The sequence below is a fragment of the Pseudomonas syringae group sp. J309-1 genome, from assembly GCF_032582135.1.
Lineage (GTDB): Bacteria > Pseudomonadota > Gammaproteobacteria > Pseudomonadales > Pseudomonadaceae > Aquipseudomonas > Aquipseudomonas quasicaspiana.
Genome location: NZ_JAWHNU010000019.1, coordinates 41839 through 59305 on the forward strand (window position 1 = coordinate 41839; position 17467 = coordinate 59305).

Genomic DNA, 17467 nt, shown 5'->3' on the forward strand with positions numbered 1-17467 from the left:
GATAGCACGAAAAAAAATCAGCAAAAGGTATCGCCTTCTGCAATTGAACTGTTATGATGCGCGCCGTTGGAGAGATGCCGGAGTGGCCGAACGGGACGGATTCGAAATCCGTTGTACTGGCGACAGTACCTAGGGTTCAAATCCCTATCTCTCCGCCATACAAATGAAAGCCCCAGAAGTTATGCTTCTGGGGCTTTTTTGTGTGCGCTAGGAAAGTTGCGGAGCAATTATTATTCGGCGATCATCTTTTCCAGACGAATCAGCAACTCGTGCGGATCCACATCCATCCCTCAACACAAATCCATAAACTCAATCACATCCAGCCTCCGCTCGGCATTTTCTGTCTTCGATACGAAGGATTGCGGTCGTCCCAATTTCGTGGTCAGCTCTTTTTGGGTCAAGCCTGCTTCTACTCGCGCTTTCAGGAGAAGGGGCAGGAGGGACTGGTAGGGGGTATTGTGGATGGTCTTCACTCTCCCAACGCCAGCGCCTCTTCATACTCATTCACAAACTGCGGCAACGCATAGCCAAGCACCGCACACAAATCCCGCAGTTGAATCAGGTCCAGGCGTCGTGATCCTTTTTCCACATCGCTCATGAATGACTGCGGTCGACCAAGTGCTGTGGAGCACTCCGATTGGGTCAGGTCTGCGTTCTCTCTGATCGTTCGCAGCAGCTTGATCAGGATCTGATGTTCTCTTCTATAGATTGCTTTAGTCATGTGGCCGTTCCTGTTGAACAGCGGCGTAAGCTATAACTGATTTTCAGATATCTGATTTTCGGATATTCTTGGTTTTGATTCCGCGCATGGCTGGAGGTCTGCACGGACGTAATAAATCTCGGAAGGCTTAGCTGAAAGGACACAATTTATGAAAAAACCAAAACTCTCACGCTTTCCCAAGCAAGCAGCTCGACGTAACGCCATGACTCGCTCTGCCGGGCTTTTAGGTCGTAACTCTCAAGCTCCGTTGACCAAGCTGCAAGTCGTCAGCTCCATGTACGCCTACCTCATGACCAGTTGGGATGATCTACCCGACGAGAACAAACGTGCCTTAGGCTTCGACTTCGTTGTGGGCAGTGAAGGCGAGGAGGTGGCGCTTAATCATCTGGCGCGGCTTTTTATGGACTACGCAGATTTATCATTTCGGCGAGCGTTGGTGGCTCGGCGCAGACGTTTGGGGGTCGATGAATGACTTGAAGTGATCGTCTTGTAGTTGCGCTGTAAGGGAAGGACATCGCTTGCGTAGGGCGTTTCCCAAAACTGACTGCTGCTATTGAGGGAGTCAAGTTGAAGCAGGATGCTAGGCCATATCGTAGGAGTCGCCCCGGTGTTCCTGGCACCGCGCTGTCGCGTAGCAAACACGGACCCTGGAGTGAGCTTGCTCGCGATTCGGTCTGTCACTCAATGAAGATATGGCCTGTCCTGACGCCATCGCGAGCAAGCTCACTCCTACAGAAAAGCATTCCAAACCAGATAGTTGTAGTTTGTTTGATAAGAGGAATTCATGGCAGATGGTTTGTTGGTTGCCAAAGCCGAAATAATTGCGCGATGTGTCGAGCGAGCCTGGGAGGAGTATCGGAGCGAACCGGCTTCCTTCGCTATGGATATGTCCCGTCAGGATGCTGCAATTCTCAACATTACTCGGGCCTGTAGCGCGGCGTTAGCGATGGGGGAGCATCTGGTTCGCCGTGAGAACCTTGGCATTCCCAAGAGCGCTATTGATGTATTTGAGCTTCTTCATTGCTGCGGATGGCTTGAGGCGCGATTGCTACCCGTAATGAAAGATATGGTGAGATTCCGATATGTCGCGGTTCACCAGTATCAAACTCTTCAGTTGCCTGGCACTGTCGCAATCATCACTCAGCATTTGGGCGATTTCATTTTGTTCAGTTCGGCAGTCCTGCGCAGGGATGCTGGCGCTCAATAGCGACAGCAAATTCTCGTTGTAGGCATTGAACGCAGGAGGTAGCGCTTAATCATCTGGCGCGACTTTTTATGGATTACGCAGATTTGTCATTTCGGCGAGCGTTGGCACTCGGCGTAGACGGTGGGGTATTGATGCGTGAATTGGGGTGATGGGTTAGACGGATAGAGGGCGCTGTTTGTGTGTGCCTGATGCTTCGCGGCGATTGAATCGCGGGCAAGCCTCGCTCCCACAAGTTCTGTGAGGTCCAAGTCACCACGTCGTCAATCGGCTTGCGGGCAAACAGAGGGTTCGCTCAAGTCAATCTGCTAACGCAGTCCCGTTGAAGTGTAGGAATCGTCCTATTTTCCTCTGGTTGATAGTCGAAAGCGGGGAGATATGAATAACTACCGCGGTCGCCAATTGGAATTGGCTGAAGATGAACCTGAATCCACTCGGCATAACGAGGGAAATCAGTTTCAGGGGCGCAGGCTTATATAGGCGCTCATTTCAGGGGAAATCATGCAGGAACGCGCCATGACTGAAACCGAGCTCGAAAAAACCAAAGCCGAGATCAACAAAATGTTAGCCGAAGCGCGCAAGCTCGTTTTGGAGGCTGACAAGCTCGGTGCTGAAAAAACCAGGCTTAATGCTGAAGCTCGCAAAATGACTCGCGAAATTTTCTGGTATCCCGTCGCAATTGCCATCGGCATGATTGGCGCAGTGTCCACGGTAACGCTGTTGCTGGCCAGGCTACTTAACTGAGCACACTCAGTCTTATGGTCAGCCCCTGGTGAGGCTTGATCCCTCAGCTCAAACTGAAACAACAAAGCCCGCATCGGCGGGCTTCGTTGTTTCAAGCAAACACGTCAATCAGAAGTCGTAACGCACGTTCGCGGTGAAGGTGTCGGCGTCGAAGCCGCTGCTGGTCAGGTAGTTGTACGTCCCACCTACGCTCCACGCGCCCACGCGGTAGTTGGCGCCCAGTCCCAGCTCGTAGCTGTCGCGGGCCGGTGTTGCGCCGGTGGTGGTGAACGGCGTACCGCCGAGTACGAAGGTGGAGGTGGTGCCGGCCTTGTCACCGATGAAGTCGTGCCAGGCCATCAGCTTGGCTTCCGGCTCCAGGCTGCCCACGCCAACGTCGAACGCGGCCGCGAGGCGGGCACCTAAGCCCATCTCGCCGATTTCATAGCGTTGGCTGCCGACGTTGAGGGCGGCCGAGCTGCCTTTTTCACGGTACGAATCAATCGATACGTTGGCGTAGCGCGCACCGACCTGCGGCTCTACCACCCACTGCTTGTCGAGCTGGAAGGTGTAGCCTGCCAGTGCATTCACGCCGAAGATCTCACTGTCGTAATCGGCCTTGGCGCGAGTGCCCGCGATGTAGCGCTTGGACTCGTTGTCGTTCCAGCCATACATCAGCGAAGTGTCGACGAAGAAGTTGTCACGTGCCCAGTTGCCGTACAGGGTCAGTGCATGACCGGTAACATCGGTTTTGTTGCCCAGGTCAGATTTGACGTCGCTGGTCAGGTAGCTGTAAGCCAGGCCCACGGTGGTATCGGCATTGAGTTTGCCATCGGCACCCACGGCGATGCCGTTGGTGTTGGCGTCGTAGCCGTCGATACCGTGGCGGCTATCCTGATTGGCGTCGCTTGACAGCGCCTGTAGCCATACGCCTTGATTTGCCAGGACGTCACCCGAGGACAGGCCGTTGCGTGCTTTGCTGGCGCGGCGATTGACGGCACTGCTGACCAGATTCTGGCTGTTGGTGGCGGCGTTGATCGCCCCACGGCTGACGTCCGGGGTCAGGGTTTCGGCAAGTTTCGCCAGTTCTTCGCTGGTGGCGGCGTTGGCGAAACGCTGGAATACCGGGTCGCTTTCGTCCAGCTGGCCCATGACCGAGTTTTTGAACGGCTTGATGGCGTTCACTGCATTGCGTGAGCCACGAGCGCCCAGCAGGTCTTCTGTGATCGTCTCATCACTGCGAGTGGCTACCAGTGCTTTCACGTCCTGGCCTTCAATGCCGAAGTTCTTCACCTCAAGCAGTGCCGAGGAGGAAACCACGGACAGGTTTTGCGGCTCTTCCCAGGTACCAGAGTTGATGAGGGTGTAGCGGGTGCCCTGAGCCGAGGTGCGGAAGTCGTCAGAACGGGCCTGCAGTTCGACCTGGCTACCTGGAGAGAAGAAGGTATTGCCAGTGACTTTCAGGATCGGCGTATTGGGCTGTGTGTCGTTGTCCAGCAGCAGGCGCAGGCGTGCGGTGTCGCTGTCCATGTCGAGGTCGCCCACGATCGTAGTCTGCGGGCGAAGCAGGGTCAGGCGGCCACCGTCGATATCGACAAAACCGGAGCGGATGGTCGAGCCATCGAACATCGCGTCGCCTTGCACCAGCACACCGCTCAAGCCCAGCAGGTCACCCTTGACCTTGCCACCTTGCCAGTAGAAAAACGCCTCGGGGGCATTGTCGTCCGCCAGAATTGCTGCGGTGCCGCCTTCGATCAGGCCACCTGTCTGCCTGATAGAGAAGTAGGGATCGGAGGAGGTGACGAGACTTTGAATGTGGATACCGATTCCGTCTGCGGAGATCGTCCCGCTGTTGTTGATACTGCTCTTGAAGGGAGCACCTGACATCTGACCGGTGAAACGAGCATTCTCGATCTCGATCCCGGCAGAGTCGAGGCCGCGAGCGGTGATAGTGCCCGAGTTGTTGATGCTCGCCTGGGTCGACGTAATCATCATGCCATTGGCATTTTCGCCCGTGACGGTGATGTTGCCGGTGTTATTCACTTCACCCGCGATGGTCGCCAGGTACAGGTCCAGCCCCGAGGTACCGTTGCCGGTCACCGTAATATCGCCCTGGTTGACCAGGTCGCCAGCGACATTGGAGTTCAGGGTCAGGGAGATACCGGCAGGGAAGTCGGTGGAGTTCGCAGCCATCCGGTTAATCTTGCCCAGGTTGACCAGGCTGCCTTCCAGGGTCACGTCGATCAGATCTACACCTGCGTTTTGCGACGTCCCGGTGAAGGTGGCGTTATTGAAGACATCGCCGGAGCTGCTGTATGCCCCGGTGCTCAGGTCATAGTTGAAGTCGGGTGCAGGTGCTGCATGGGCAGTGGCAGACGCGACGGAGAGAGCGAGCAACGAGCGGCGCAGATGGGAAATGTTCAAGGCAGTATCCTTACAGGGCAGAAACTGACAGGGAACAACCGGCGCGTCAGCGTCTGTTCTAGGCATCCCTGCCAGCTTGTCAGTTAAGTGCTGATTCAAGCGGGGGAAAATTTACACATTTGTGTAGGACAATTCATCTTTGAATTGCAGGGAGAGGTAAAAAAAAGCGCAAAAATGCGACTCGATAGTTATTTTTATTGGTTTTATCGGGTTATTCAGCAGAGAGCGGAACTTTATGGTCGTTTTTGTAGTCATGCCCAAAACTTGACCTAAGGGACGTCTTTAATCTCAGGCTTCTGATGTTGAAGGGGTGTTTTCACCCATGCGCGCCATGTTGTTTCCCATCCCGCATCATGGCTGACTGTGGGCACAGAGACGCACTGGGAAAGCGGCGAGCCAAGCGCCTGTTGGTACGCATCTGCCAAACGACCTGGAATAACCGGGTCTGCTTCTCCGATCAGATGACGCTGGGGTAAAGAGGCGAGTCGATCACGATAGTCCAGTGGATCCAGTGAGCCCTCCAGTGGCGACAGTCCTTGCATGGTCGCCCACAGCCGTGGGCTTAGATTGCCAGCAAGGGTTTGCACCTGGGTAACATCATCGCGCTGTGCCGCTAGCAACAATGCGAGAGCGGCTCCCCCAGAATAACCCACGATTTCAAACTCCCGGTTGCCATATCGTTGTTTTAACTGATCCAGTGCCTGGCTAAGACGGGTGACCACTTCCTGGGAAAAACGTCGATGGGTCCAGAGCGCTGATTGACAGGCCGCTGCCATGACGAACTGGCAGGGGCGCGCCAGGTAGGCGTTGGGTGTCGGGTCATTAACCGCAAGCCTTGGCACCAGCAGATTGTGCGGGCTGGGATCCAGGCTAGGCTGAGTGGCCGTTGCCCAGGAGTGGCCGTCGCCTTCCAGGTAGACGCGCAGGCGAGTCGACTTTTCTGCGGTACGTGGCGCAAGGATGACCAGTGGGAACTGGTGCCCTGGCAGGACGTCCAGTTGCCGACCGTGTTCTTCAGCGAGTTGTTGTAGTGCCTCGCGCGGCGATTGGCAGGCGATGAGAAGCGCGCTGATCATTACCATCCAGGCTTTACAGAAACAGGCCAACCCACGTCGACAGGGAAAGTGCCTACTCATCAGAAGTCATGACGCACGTTGGATGCCGACAAGTTCAGAGCTAAAGTTGGCACAATACTTCTGTTCAGTTCTGAACAAGACCCAACCCCTCAGCATCAACCACCACCGTCACCCCTTCATAACTCGCCAGCGCCCCATGCTGCGTCTCTATCTCATGCTGCGTCAACGGCATGACGTTCTGCCCAGTGATTCCAGACCCGCTCGGCGGCGACGATTGAATTGAGCTGCGTGCCGTCCAGGTCGAACAGGAGTGCCGAGAGAGTCGGTTGTTGAGCATGGTTACCTCGGACTGGGATTCTGGTTAAGGACGATGAGTGACCAGCTTGATTCCGAGTGCAGTTAATACTTTCAGTACTGTGTCAAAGCGCGGCTTTGCACCTGGAGCCAAAGCTTTGTACAGACTGGCTCTGCCAAGTCCTGAATCCTTGGCTATCTGAGCCATGCCACGTGCTTTTGCTACATGGCCCACGGCACGAATCAGTTCGTCCGTATCACCATCAGCAAGAACCTGGGAGAGGTATTCGTTGATCGCCTCGTCGCTGTCAAGGATCGCTGCCATATCAAACGGCACTAGGGTAGTGGACATTTATCAAACCTCCTTCGCCATTATTTTTGCCTGCCTTATATCACCCGGCTGAGTTGATTTATCTCCGCCGACCAGGAGCACGATGATCGTACGGTCCCGGGTGGTGAAATAGATTCTGTATCCTGCGCCGACATCTACGCGCATCTCGGACACTCCTTCGCCGACGGCTTTCACGTCTCCCAGATTACCTGCCGATACGCGCTCAATACGTCGCGCTATAGCGATCCTGGCCCGTATGTCGCGCAAGCCTGCGTGCCATTGGGTGAAAATTTGTGTCTGCTGTATTGTGTACGTCACTGCCAAGTGTATCCGACTGGAGACAATTTTTCGTCGTTTTTTAGGTTGGCGATATTCGCGCAGGCGAGTTCATTCGAGCTCGAATTCGGCTATTTATCGAGGAGAAGGGCTGGACGAAATATCACAACGGGGCGGAGAGCTTAGGCTGGCAACCTGTATCGCGTGCGGTAGATACCTACCGCGCTTGGTCTCATGGAGTCGATGCTGGAGAGGCTGGAGAGGTTGCTGATGAGTTTTTATGGTATTCCATGGCGGTCGCCGCTGGAATTTTTATCACGATCGCGACGATTACTATCTTAGTAGTCAGGCTCTTGAGCGCGGGCTGTCTTCCTGCTTTAAACCCGCATCAATCCCAACCCTTCAGCGTCAACAACCACCGTCACCCCTTCATAGCTCGCCAGCGTCCCGTGCTGGGTCTCCATTTCATGCTCATGCGTCGCCGTAATCACAACCACACTCGCGCCTGCTGCTTCAGCCGCTGCAATGCCTGCGGGTGCATCTTCGAATACCAGACAGTCTTTCGGATCAACGCCCAGTCGTTTGGCTGCAAGCAGAAAGCAGTCCGGGGCGGGTTTGCCTTGGGTGACGTCTTCGGATGTGACGATGTTGACTGGCAATTTCAGGCCAGCGGCTTTTAGTCGGGCTTCCGCCAAGGCGCGTGGGGCGGAGGTGACGATAGCCCAACGTTCTGGCGGGAGAGAGGCGAGGAGGCGGGCGGCGTCGGTGACTTCGATGACGCCTTCTACATCGTCTATTTCAGCTTGGGAAATGGCATCGGCTTCCAGCTCTGGGTCAACGCCGGGCAGGTTCAGGTTGCGGATGGTGTCGATGCAGCGCACGCCGTGGATGGTGGGCAGGAAGGTTTTGACGTCCAGGCCGTGGCGTTCTGCCCAGTGAGTCCAGACCCGCTCGGCGGCGACGATGGAGTTGAGCAGTGTGCCGTCCATGTCGAACAGGAATGCCGAGAAGCGTCGGTTGTTGAGCATGGGTTACCTCATTGAAATGGGGAAGATACGCACGATTTTGTAGGAGCTGCCGAAGGCTGCGAAATAGGGTATGTCAGGAAAACGCCTTCGCAGCCTTCGGCAGCTCCTAAAGGGGTCAACATATTCCGTGACAATTCCGAGTTTAACCAGCAGCGCCGGGGCATTCGAGTCTGATTTTTTGCCATCCTTTCGCCATGTAGTAGCGGCAAATTGTCGCAACACGATTTTGCGCGAGTAAGATGTGCACCTTGATTTCACGACCCCCGATTTTTCGGGGCTGGCTCTGATGCGCTCTGCATGGAGATTCCAGGTTGCCAGCCTTGGTTGTACGGACTGAATACGAGTAGACAAGAAAAGGCGATAACTGAAAATGACCAAGACTTCGCGACCTTTATATATTTCCTATGCCGGCCCTTCGCTGCTGGAAATGCCCCTGCTGAATAAAGGCAGTGCTTTTACCCCGCAAGAGCGGGTCGAATTCAATCTGATCGGTCTGCTGCCGCAAAACGTAGAGACGATCGAAGAGCAAGTCACGCGTGTATACAGCCAGTATCAGCAGTGCGCGAGCGATCTGGATAAGCATATTTATCTGCGTTCGATCCAGGACAACAACGAAACGTTGTTCTTCCGTCTGCTGGATTCCCACCTCGATGAAATGCTGCCGATCATCTATACGCCGACGGTAGGGCAGGCGTGTCAGGAATTCTCCAAAATCTATCGCACTCACCGCGGTCTGTTCATTTCCTATCCGGATCGCGACCGCATCGATGACATTCTTCGTAGCGCCACTAAAGACCGGATCAAGATCATCGTCGTGACGGACAGCGAGCGAATTCTCGGTCTCGGCGATCAGGGCATCGGCGGCATGGGTATTCCAATCGGCAAGCTGTCGCTGTACACCGCGTGTGGCGGGGTCAGCCCGGCTTACACGTTGCCTATCGTGCTGGACGTCGGCACCAACAACCAGGAGTTGCTCGACGACCCGATGTATATGGGCTGGCGCAACAAGCGGGTGACCGGCAAAGAGTACGAAGACTTCATCGCGTTGTTCATCGAAGCCGTTCAGCGTCGCTGGCCGGACGTGTTGCTGCAGTTCGAAGACTTCGCCCAGACCAACGCCATGCCGTTGCTGGACAAGTACCGCGACGAGCTTTGCTGCTTCAACGATGACATTCAGGGCACCGCGTCGGTGGCGGTGGGAACTTTGCTCGCCGCCTGTAAAGCCAAGAACGAAACCCTCGGTCAGCAGCGCGTGGTATTCCTCGGTGCAGGTTCGGCGGGTTGTGGTATTGCCGAGCACATCATCGCCGCGATGGTGATTGAAGGCCTCACCGAAGCAGAAGCTCGTAAGCGGGTAATGATGGTGGATCGTTTTGGCCTGCTGACCGACAGCATGGATAACCTGCTGGACTTCCAGAAGAACCTCGCCCAGAAAGCGGGTGACGTGGCGGGTTGGTCAAGTGGTGCGGGTTATCCTGAGCTCCTGGACGTAGTGACTAACGGCAAGCCTACGGTGTTGATCGGCGTGTCCGGTCAGCGTGGCCTGTTCACCGAGCAGATCATCCGCGAGATGCACAAGCACTGCGCCAAGCCGCTGGTCATGCCGCTGTCCAACCCGACGTCTAAAGTCGAAGTCACCCCGCAGGAAGTTCTGACCTGGACCAACGGCGATGCATTGGTGGCTACCGGTAGTCCCTTTGCGCCAGTGACTGTGGGTGATCGCACGTTCCACATTGCACAGTGCAACAACTCCTATATCTTCCCGGGCATCGGTCTGGGTGTGATCGCGGCAAAAGCCACGCGGATCTCCGACAAGATGCTCATGGCGGCGTCCAACGCGCTGGCTGAGTGTTCGCCGATGGTGACGGGCAAGGGCGACGCAGTATTGCCGCCGCTGAAGGAGATTCAGGAAGTCAGCAAGAAGATCGCTCTGGCAGTCGCCAAGCAGGCTCAGGCTGATGGTGTGGCGCTGGAAACCACTGAGGAGTTTCTGGTTGAGGCGATCCAGCGTAATTTCTGGCAGCCGAAATACCGGGCGTATCGTCGCAGCGCGGTTTGATCGCGGGCTGACGAGTTGAGCGAAAGCCGCGACAGGCAAACCTGTCGCGGCTTTTTTATGGGTTTAAAATGAAACAGAATCAACGGTCTGAAATGCAATCTCTGTGGGAGTGGTCCCGGTATCCCTGACACCTCGCTGTCGCTAAGCAAACGGATGACCCTGTAGGAGCCAACTTGTTGGCGAGACGTCGGACCCGCATCGTCAGAAATTCCGCTTCGCCAACAAGTTAGCTCCTACAAGGTCCGCGTTTCAAATCCATTATTGGAGTGATGTTTGATAGGAGCTGGGCTTGCCGTTAGAAAGCGCTGAGTCATGGGCTTCGCGCGACTATCAGTACCTATATAAAACACAGGAGCATCCGTTGGAAGGAATCGACAAGGCAGGAACTGAACAGATCTTCGCCTTCAACGCCGCCTTGAAAACCCTGCTGCAAACCCGGCCAGCAAAGCCTTCCACCGGCGAGCCGCTGTATTTCAAAATCTTGCCAACGCCCCTCGGCCCAATGCTGGCCATGGCGGAAAAGCGCGGTTTGGTGATGCTCGAATTCCTGGATCGACCGATCCTGATGCGTGAGGTCGAAGAGCTGCGCAGCCGTTTCGGCTATTTGATCGGCGCGGGAGACACGCCGCATCTGCTGCAGATCGAAGACGAACTGAAACGCTACTTCGAAGGCTCGCTGACCCGCTTTGAAGTCCCGCTCCACACTCCGGGTAGTATTTTTCAGAATCAAGTATGGGAAGCTTTACGTCAGGTGCCTTACGGCACTACCTGCACCTATGGCGAAATAGCGCTGTTGCTGGGCAAGCCGGGAGGCAGCCGTGCGGTCGGGCTGGCCAATGGCAGCAACCGCATGTCCATCGTTCTGCCGTGCCATCGGGTGATTGGCGCAGACGGCTCGCTCACAGGTTATGGCGGCGGCAAGCATCGCAAGGAATACCTGTTGCGTCTGGAGCGGGTAAAGCTCCAAATCGACGAACAGGGCCAGTTGGCGTTCTGAAGGTCGGAGCGCTGGCCCGATGAACGGTCAAGAATTGCCCATATTAGCTGCAAATCCAGGATGAAGATGTTTAACACTTGCAGGACAGATGCGCGGTAATTGCCGAGTGCGATATATACTGCGCGCCATTCTTCAAGGGAGAGCCGTGTGGCCATCGATATTCACTGGATTCGCGACGACGACAGCCTCGCCCTGCATTGCGCACAGTGGCAGTCATTGCCCTTTGTTGCCCTCGATACCGAGTTCATGCGGGTCGACACTTTTTACCCCATCGCCGCTTTGCTGCAGATCGGCGACGGCTCCAGCGCGTGGCTGATTGACCCGCTGCTTATCAATGACTGGCGGCCGCTGGCGGCCCTGCTGGAAAGCCCTGACGTCATCAAAGTGGTTCATGCCTGCAGCGAAGACCTGGAGGTTTTGCTGCGTCTGACCGGCAGCCTGCCCGCGCCGCTGTTCGATACTCAACTGGCGGCCGCTTACCTGAACCTGGGTTTCTCCATGGGCTACTCGCGTCTGGTTCAGGACGTCCTGAACATCGACCTGCCTAAAGGCGAGACCCGTTCGGACTGGCTGCAGCGTCCGTTGTCCGAAACGCAGATCAGCTACGCAGCGGAAGACGCGGTGCATCTGGCCGAGCTTTACAGCCTTCTGCGTCCGCGCCTGTCTGACGAAAAATACGCGTGGTTGCTGGACGACGGTGCCGAGCTGGTTGCCAATTTGCGTCGCGATGTTGACCCGTATGAGGTTTACCGCGAGGCCAAGCTGGCCTGGAAACTGTCCCGCGCTCAGTTGGCAGTCCTCCGTGAACTGTGTGCCTGGCGTGAGCGTGAGGCCCGCGCCCGCAATGTGCCGCGTAACCGAATCTTGCGCGAGCATTCGCTGTGGCCGCTGGCACGGACTCAGCCGGACAGTCTGGCGGCGCTGGCAAAGGTTGATGACATGCACCCCAAGACCGTGCGTCAGGATGGCGAGTTTCTGCTTAACCTGATCAAGACAGCCAGCAGCGTGCCGCCGGATCAATGGCCGCCAGCGCTACCTGAGCCTTTGCCGATCGAAGCCGCGGCCGTGATCAAGACACTCCGTGCCGTTGGCCAGCGCTATGCCGAACAACTGGATATGGCGTCAGAGCTGATGTTGCGCAAAAAGACCCTGGAAGCCCTGCTTAAAAGCGGTTTCCCGAACGGTCCCTATCAATTGCCCGATTCGCTGCGTGGCTGGCGTCGCGAATTGATGGGCCAGGCGTTGCTCGATAGCCTGGCCAACGCAGGAGAACAGCAGTGAAGCGTATTTGCTCGATTTACCGCAGCACCAAAAGAAATGAAATGTACCTGTACGTGCTCAAGAGCGATGAGCTCAAGCGTGTACCGCCTGAATTGATGGTTGCATTCGGCAAGCCGTTTCACGCATTCGATCTGGTATTGAGCCCGGAGCGAGCGTTGTCTCGCGAAGACATCAACAAGGTATTGGAGAACCTCGACACCCAGGGTTATCACTTGCAGATGCCGCCAGCGGAGGACGAGTACATCGAACACTTGCCCGAAGAGCTTTTGCGCCGCAATGATCCGGTCTGAGCCCAAACCAGCACCCGTTAGCCGAAGTTATAAAGATTGATACTGGTCAGCGCGCCGAGTCAGGGCGCATTGCCGGTCAGTGGTCGCTTGTATTGTTTTTAAGGTTTTGAAGCCATGCGCGTTCTGATCGCCGAACACGATTACCCTGTCTATACCCAACTGCTGCGCAAGGCTGCGCCGGAACTGGAAATCCTCAGCACGGGCGACTCTGCGGAGTTGTCCAGGTTTGCCACTGATTGCCCGGTATGGCTCGGCCAGCCGGACCTGTTGGCTAACCTGCTGCGTCAGGGACATAAACCCGCATGGATGCAATCGACCTGGGCAGGCATTACGCCGCTGCTCGCCGAAGGTCTTCCCCGAGATTACCGTTTGACCCGAGCGGTTGGCATATTTGGCCAGGTCATGGCCGAGTTTGTGCTGACCTACATGCTGGGTCACGAACGTGAAGTGCTGGCGCGTCTGGTCAGCCAGGTCGAGCGCAAGTGGGACAACCGCAGCGGCCAGAGTCTCGCAGGCCGCAAGGCCTTGATCGTCGGCGCGGGTGATATTGGTGTGAGCGTGGCGCAATTCCTGGCGCCGTTTGGCGTGCAGGTCTATGGCATCGCATCGAGTGCGCGCACTCAGGCACCTTTCGTTGAGGTCGGCGCGATGGAAGATCTGGACCGGCTGGTGGGGGAGGTGGATTACGTGATCAACCTGCTGCCTAACACGCCGCAAACCCACGATCTTTACGACGCGAAACTGTTCGCCAAATTCAAGCCTACGGGCTTGTTCATGAACGTCGGGCGCGGTACTTCGGTGGTTGATGCTGATTTGGTGGAGGCCCTCAAGGAAGGGCATCTGGCGGGCGCAGTGATTGACGTTTGCCGTCAGGAACCGCTGCCGCAGCGCCACCCGTTCTGGACCGCCTGGGGTTTGCTGCTGACCGGTCACAGTTCGGCGCCGACTTCGCCCGTGGCGATGGTCGGGCTGTTTCTTGAAAATCTCAAAGCCTATGAGACGGGTGAGCAGCTGCGCGGGGAAGTGGATTTTTCGCGGGGATATTGAGGCTAGGTCTATCGTCGCATCCGGGCAGGAGGCAACTTGTTGGCGAGGAGGGTGTGTCAGTCACCGCCTCTCGCGAACAAGTTCGCTCCTACCGGATTTTGTGTTTACAGGCTGAAATCACCTTCTGCTGCCAACTGCGCCACGGTCTGACGCGGGCTTGGCACTTCGCGGCCTTGCAGGTATTCCGGCAAGATCGATTTGTCGCCCAGCTTGCCGATTGCCACGGCTGCGTGCACCGCGTAACCCTCGGGAATATTCAGTTCTTTGCGGGTCAGTTCCTGATCGAAACCGGCCATGCCGTGGGTGTGCCAGCCGCTCAAGCTTGCTTGCAGGGCCAGGTAGCCCCAGGCGGAACCGGTATCGAAGGTGTGCCACAGCGCCGGGCTTTCTTCCGTGGCGCCGGGTGCGGTGAAGGTGGTTTTGGAGATCACGATCACCAATGCCGCCGCATGTTGTGCCCAGTTACGGTTGAACTCGACCAAAAGGCTCAGGTAACGCTCCCAGTTCGGCGTGTCCCGGCGTGCATACAGAAAACGCCAAGGCTGCGAGTTATAAGCCGAAGGTGCCCAGCGAGCGGCTTCGAAAAAGCTCAGCAGGGTTTCTTGAGGGATGCTTTCGCCGCTGAACGCGCGAGGCGACCAGCGTTCGGTGAATTGTGGGTCGATGGGATAATCGGCGACGCGAGGGTTTGTGCTCATGGGAATCCTGAAAGGCGAGGATGGAGGAACGCTCAAGCGGTGGGCCGTGGACGGCAGGCATCGCGGATGTCGACTAGCGCATGTTGTATAAAAGCAGCGCACTAAAGCTACTGCGCCGTCCGTCCGATGACAAGTCTTGAGTACCGACAGTCGATCACACTTGGCCCGTAGCCCCTGTCGCACTAGACTGGCCGCCTTTTTTCCTACCTGATGCTGATAGCCCGAACCCATGGCCGCTAAAGTTGAACCCTTCTGGATCCGCAAGACCCTCGCCCAACTGGACAATACCGAGTGGGAGTCGCTGTGTGACGGCTGTGGCCTGTGCTGTCTGCAGAAGCTTGAGGACGAGGACGACAACAGCGTCTATTACACGCGTATCGCCTGCAAGTTACTCGACCTGAAAACCTGCCAGTGCACGGATTACCCTAATCGCCGGGCTTCGGTACCGGATTGCATACAGCTCACGCCGGGGCAGGCTGACGAATTCAAATGGTTGCCGCCGACCTGTGGTTATCGTCTGGTCAGCGAAGGCAAGGACCTGCCACTCTGGCATCACCTGGTGTGTGGTGATCGGGATGCGGTACACAAAGAACGCATCTCTCAGTCTGGTCGCATGGTCAGCGAGAACAGCGTGCCTGAGGATGATTGGGAGGATTATCTGATCTTTCGCGCCGGGTAATGCGTGATTCGGTTAGATATTCGTGGGAGCGAATTCATTCGCGAAGGCGGTATCTCAGCCGCTGAATATGGGCCAGACAAACCGGCCCCTTCGCGAATGAATTCGCTCCCACATTAACTCGAGGCCGGGTTACAGCCCGTTCTTCGGCTTGGTCAGCGCTTCCAGACCTTCAGTCAGCGCATCTTCAGTAGCCACTTCTGCTTTGGTCTTCAACAAACTCAACTCGTCACCGGCACGTTTGATGCGCGATTTGGCGATGTCCAGATCGTTGCGGCTTTTCTCGACCATGCTCTTGGCCGAGCAATGCCCGGTGATACCGCGGGCCAGCACCGCGCCGCCAATGGCCAGCTGAATCAGGCCGAAGAAACCGCCCCGACGCAGGCCTTTACCCATCATCAATACGCCGCCTGCCAGCGAGCCAACACGCTCCCAGCCTTGAACATTCTGTTCTGGTTTGCCTTCGATGGCGTCGTCAATGCGTTCTACGATCGGGGTATCGCTCATGATGTTGCTCCATGATGGGATGATTTTCGGTTCAGTAAGAACTGACTATTGCCTTCCGAAACTGTTCAATCCATTTCACCGAGCTGTTTACGAATCAGCCTGTTCCCGACCGAATTGTGGACCTGAGCGCGTGTTGACGCCTTTGGCCATGCGGTCGTAAAGCACCACATTGACGGTGGCAGCCAGGTTCATACAGCCCTGAGTCGGGATGTAGACGACGTCTTCACACCAGTCGCGAATTTCTTTGTCCAGCGAGCCGTCTTCGGGGCCGAAGATATACAGCGCACGGTCCGGGTGAGTGTATTCCGGCAGGGCGCGGGCCCCGTCCACCAGTTCGACCGCGACTGGAATGCAGCCCAGGGGCAGAATGCTTTTCAGGTCTTCGATGCCGATCAGGGGGATGTCCTGATGGATCTTTTTGGTGTCGGTAACGAAGTCCCGAGCGCGCTCATAGCGTTTACCGGTGTAAAACACCGAAGCCACCCCGTAACAACCCGCTGCACGCATCACGGAGCCTACGTTTTCCGGAGACTTGGGATTGAACAGGCCAATGCAGGCATAGCGTTTGTTTGCCACGGGGAAGTGCTCGCAGGGAAAAGCGGGCGATTATACGGCGGCAATGCCGCAAGCGGTAAGCTACAAGCTACAAGCGGATTGGGTTGCTCTTACTTGCAGCTTGAAGCTTGCAGCTCGAAACTGCTTCTATTCCTTCTTCATCAACCCCGCCAACGCCGCGAACGGGTTGTGCGTGGCCTTGGAGGCTTTCGGGCTGCTGGTGGAGCTTTCCGAGAAGTACTGCTGGTCGGTGTAGCGCGAGTGTTCGTTGTCGTGGCAGTACAGGCAGAGCAATTCCCAGTTGGAGCCATCCTGAGGATTGTTGTCGTGGTTGTGGTCGCGGTGGTGCACGGTCAGTTCGCTCAGGCGCTTGCCGGCAAACTCACGGGCGCAGCGGCCGCAGACGTGGGGATACATACGCAGCGCCTTGTCGCGATAACCCATCTCGCGGTCGCGCTGGGCGTCGGCGAGGATGCGATCCAGCTTGGCGGTGTGGGAGGGTGGATTGGCCGTGCTCATGAGGTCACCTGTATCGGATTCGGTCGATGAAACAATAATGAATGCGTCAAGTCTAGCGCGTCGCGTCGGGTTCAGCCTTTGAGTTTTTCGGCGATCCAGATGGTGTGCCGCGTGCCCTTGTTGCCGTGGGCGAAGACTTGCACCTCCTCAGCTTTGAAGCCGGCCTTGCGCAGCTTGTCGGAAAACTTCTGATCGGCGCTGGCTGACCACACAGCCAGAATGCCTTTGGGGCGTAGAGCCTGCGCACACGCGGCCAGGCCACCGGAAGAATAGAGCCAGCTGTTGGACTTCTGCGTCAAACCTTCGGGGCCGTTGTCCACGTCGAGCATGATGGCATCGAAGCCATGAGGCTCGCTTTTCAGTACCTGAGCGACGTCTTGAACGATCACTTTGGCGCGCGGATCCAGCAGCGGGTTGCCGGACTTCTCGCCCAGCGGCCCGCGATTCCACTCCACCACACCCGGGACCAACTCAGCGACCACCACTTCGCCATTTTTGCCCAGATGCTTGAGCGCCGAGGCCAGGGTAAAACCCATGCCGAGGCCGCCGATCAACACGCGAGGCTGTACCCGTGAAGCGACTTTCTTGCAGGGGATCTCAGCCAGAGCGTCTTCAGAACCGTGCATGCGAGTGTTCATCAACTGGCCGCCATCGCCGCCCTGAATCTTGATCACAAAGTCTTCACCGTATTCGAACAGGCACAAAGCACCGCCGTTATCGGGAATGGCAGTGGTGTCGAGCAGTACGAAACGTTTCATTGA

Annotated in this window: 20 protein-coding genes, 1 tRNA gene and 2 pseudogenes; 10 read left to right on the forward strand and 13 right to left on the reverse strand. The window is 56.6% G+C overall.

Translation table 11 applies throughout. From position 1 onward, the window contains the following. Window positions 1-68: 68 nt before the first annotated feature. Window positions 69-158: transfer RNA gene (locus tag RX972_RS12865), tRNA-Ser, on the forward strand. Window positions 159-290: 132 nt separating this feature from the next. Here RX972_RS12865 and RX972_RS12870 read toward each other — a convergent pair. After that, window positions 291-473 carry a helix-turn-helix transcriptional regulator gene (locus tag RX972_RS12870; RefSeq protein ID WP_316875833.1) on the reverse strand — a complete coding sequence of 61 codons (183 nt, stop codon included), beginning with the start codon at window positions 471-473 and terminating at the stop codon, window positions 291-293. Beyond that, on the reverse strand, window positions 470-721 hold the full coding sequence (locus tag RX972_RS12875; RefSeq protein ID WP_316875835.1) for a helix-turn-helix transcriptional regulator: 252 nt from the start codon (window positions 719-721) through the stop codon (window positions 470-472). The genes RX972_RS12870 and RX972_RS12875 overlap by 4 nt, the downstream gene beginning before the upstream one ends. Before the next feature lie 148 nt (window positions 722-869). On the opposite strand from RX972_RS12875, the gene RX972_RS12880 reads away from it, so the two are divergent. The 3 genes from RX972_RS12880 to RX972_RS12890 all read left to right on the forward strand — a co-directional run bounded on the left by RX972_RS12880 (window position 870) and on the right by RX972_RS12890 (window position 2669). Beyond that, window positions 870-1193 carry a hypothetical protein gene (locus tag RX972_RS12880; RefSeq protein ID WP_316875837.1) on the forward strand — a complete coding sequence of 108 codons (324 nt, stop codon included), beginning with the start codon at window positions 870-872 and terminating at the stop codon, window positions 1191-1193. A 312-nt stretch (window positions 1194-1505) separates the two neighbouring features. Further along, entirely contained in the window at window positions 1506-1928 is a 423-nt protein-coding gene (gene hepT, locus RX972_RS12885) for a type VII toxin-antitoxin system HepT family RNase toxin (RefSeq protein WP_316875839.1), read from the forward strand. Window positions 1929-2426: 498 nt separating this feature from the next. Continuing rightward, on the forward strand, window positions 2427-2669 hold the full coding sequence (locus tag RX972_RS12890) for a hypothetical protein (RefSeq protein WP_410478229.1): 243 nt from the start codon (window positions 2427-2429) through the stop codon (window positions 2667-2669). 108 nt (window positions 2670-2777) lie between these two features. Here the strand turns inward: RX972_RS12890 and RX972_RS12895 are convergent, their stop codons facing one another. The 6 genes and pseudogenes from RX972_RS12895 to RX972_RS12920 all read right to left on the reverse strand — a co-directional run bounded on the left by RX972_RS12895 (window position 2778) and on the right by RX972_RS12920 (window position 8077). Then, window positions 2778-5072 carry an autotransporter outer membrane beta-barrel domain-containing protein gene (locus RX972_RS12895; RefSeq protein ID WP_316875841.1) on the reverse strand — a complete coding sequence of 765 codons (2295 nt, stop codon included), beginning with the start codon at window positions 5070-5072 and terminating at the stop codon, window positions 2778-2780. Window positions 5073-5341: 269 nt separating this feature from the next. Next, window positions 5342-6148 carry an alpha/beta hydrolase gene (locus tag RX972_RS12900; RefSeq protein ID WP_316875844.1) on the reverse strand — a complete coding sequence of 269 codons (807 nt, stop codon included), beginning with the start codon at window positions 6146-6148 and terminating at the stop codon, window positions 5342-5344. Window positions 6149-6363: 215 nt separating this feature from the next. After that, window positions 6364-6504, reverse strand: a pseudogene (locus RX972_RS12905) (HAD family hydrolase); the annotation flags it as partial. A gap of 5 nt (window positions 6505-6509) precedes the next feature. Next, the gene (locus RX972_RS12910; RefSeq protein ID WP_099269095.1) at window positions 6510-6794 is read right to left on the reverse strand and encodes an addiction module antidote protein; all 285 of its coding nucleotides are present in this window, start codon (window positions 6792-6794) and stop codon (window positions 6510-6512) included. Window positions 6795-6797: 3 nt separating this feature from the next. Then, window positions 6798-7091 (reverse strand): type II toxin-antitoxin system RelE/ParE family toxin, encoded by a 294-nt coding sequence (locus tag RX972_RS12915; RefSeq protein WP_316875892.1) that lies wholly within the window; start codon window positions 7089-7091, stop codon window positions 6798-6800. Between the two features lie 335 nt (window positions 7092-7426). Continuing rightward, on the reverse strand, window positions 7427-8077 hold the full coding sequence (locus tag RX972_RS12920) for an HAD-IA family hydrolase (protein WP_316875847.1): 651 nt from the start codon (window positions 8075-8077) through the stop codon (window positions 7427-7429). Between the two features lie 370 nt (window positions 8078-8447). Between RX972_RS12920 and RX972_RS12925 the strand changes: the two genes are divergently transcribed. From RX972_RS12925 to RX972_RS12945, 5 genes and pseudogenes are all read left to right on the forward strand, one after another. Continuing rightward, window positions 8448-10136 carry an NAD-dependent malic enzyme gene (locus RX972_RS12925; protein WP_122807905.1) on the forward strand — a complete coding sequence of 563 codons (1689 nt, stop codon included), beginning with the start codon at window positions 8448-8450 and terminating at the stop codon, window positions 10134-10136. Window positions 10137-10593: 457 nt separating this feature from the next. Next, a pseudogene (locus tag RX972_RS12930) lies at window positions 10594-11133 on the forward strand (methylated-DNA--[protein]-cysteine S-methyltransferase); the annotation flags it as partial. A 147-nt stretch (window positions 11134-11280) separates the two neighbouring features. Further along, a complete protein-coding gene (gene rnd / locus RX972_RS12935; protein ID WP_316875849.1) occupies window positions 11281-12414 on the forward strand; it encodes a ribonuclease D in 1134 nt (377 codons plus the stop codon). Continuing rightward, window positions 12411-12704 carry a YcgL domain-containing protein gene (locus RX972_RS12940; protein ID WP_027901859.1) on the forward strand — a complete coding sequence of 98 codons (294 nt, stop codon included), beginning with the start codon at window positions 12411-12413 and terminating at the stop codon, window positions 12702-12704. Before rnd ends, RX972_RS12940 begins: the two co-directional genes overlap by 4 nt. A 114-nt stretch (window positions 12705-12818) precedes the next feature. Continuing rightward, complete coding sequence (locus RX972_RS12945; RefSeq protein WP_316875852.1) at window positions 12819-13751, forward strand: D-2-hydroxyacid dehydrogenase; 933 nt, start codon at window positions 12819-12821, stop codon at window positions 13749-13751. 104 nt (window positions 13752-13855) lie between these two features. On the opposite strand, the gene RX972_RS12950 is transcribed toward RX972_RS12945, so the two are convergent. Beyond that, window positions 13856-14449, reverse strand: coding sequence for a nitroreductase family protein (locus RX972_RS12950; RefSeq protein ID WP_099269102.1), 594 nt, complete (start codon window positions 14447-14449; stop codon window positions 13856-13858). A 229-nt stretch (window positions 14450-14678) separates the two neighbouring features. Here RX972_RS12950 and RX972_RS12955 point away from each other — a divergent pair, with 229 nt between their 5' ends. After that, a complete protein-coding gene (locus RX972_RS12955; RefSeq protein ID WP_027901862.1) occupies window positions 14679-15128 on the forward strand; it encodes a YcgN family cysteine cluster protein in 450 nt (149 codons plus the stop codon). A 129-nt stretch (window positions 15129-15257) separates the two neighbouring features. Here the strand turns inward: RX972_RS12955 and RX972_RS12960 are convergent, their stop codons facing one another. From RX972_RS12960 to RX972_RS12975, 4 genes are all read right to left on the reverse strand, one after another. Next, on the reverse strand, window positions 15258-15632 hold the full coding sequence (locus tag RX972_RS12960; RefSeq protein WP_027901863.1) for a DUF2892 domain-containing protein: 375 nt from the start codon (window positions 15630-15632) through the stop codon (window positions 15258-15260). Window positions 15633-15719: 87 nt separating this feature from the next. Next, entirely contained in the window at window positions 15720-16208 is a 489-nt protein-coding gene (locus RX972_RS12965; protein WP_087265375.1) for an RNA methyltransferase, read from the reverse strand. 126 nt (window positions 16209-16334) lie between these two features. Further along, entirely contained in the window at window positions 16335-16706 is a 372-nt protein-coding gene (locus RX972_RS12970) for a YajD family HNH nuclease (protein WP_122707684.1), read from the reverse strand. Window positions 16707-16777: 71 nt separating this feature from the next. Continuing rightward, window positions 16778-17464 carry a spermidine synthase gene (locus tag RX972_RS12975; protein ID WP_027901866.1) on the reverse strand — a complete coding sequence of 229 codons (687 nt, stop codon included), beginning with the start codon at window positions 17462-17464 and terminating at the stop codon, window positions 16778-16780. Between the last annotated feature and the right edge of the window lie 3 nt (window positions 17465-17467).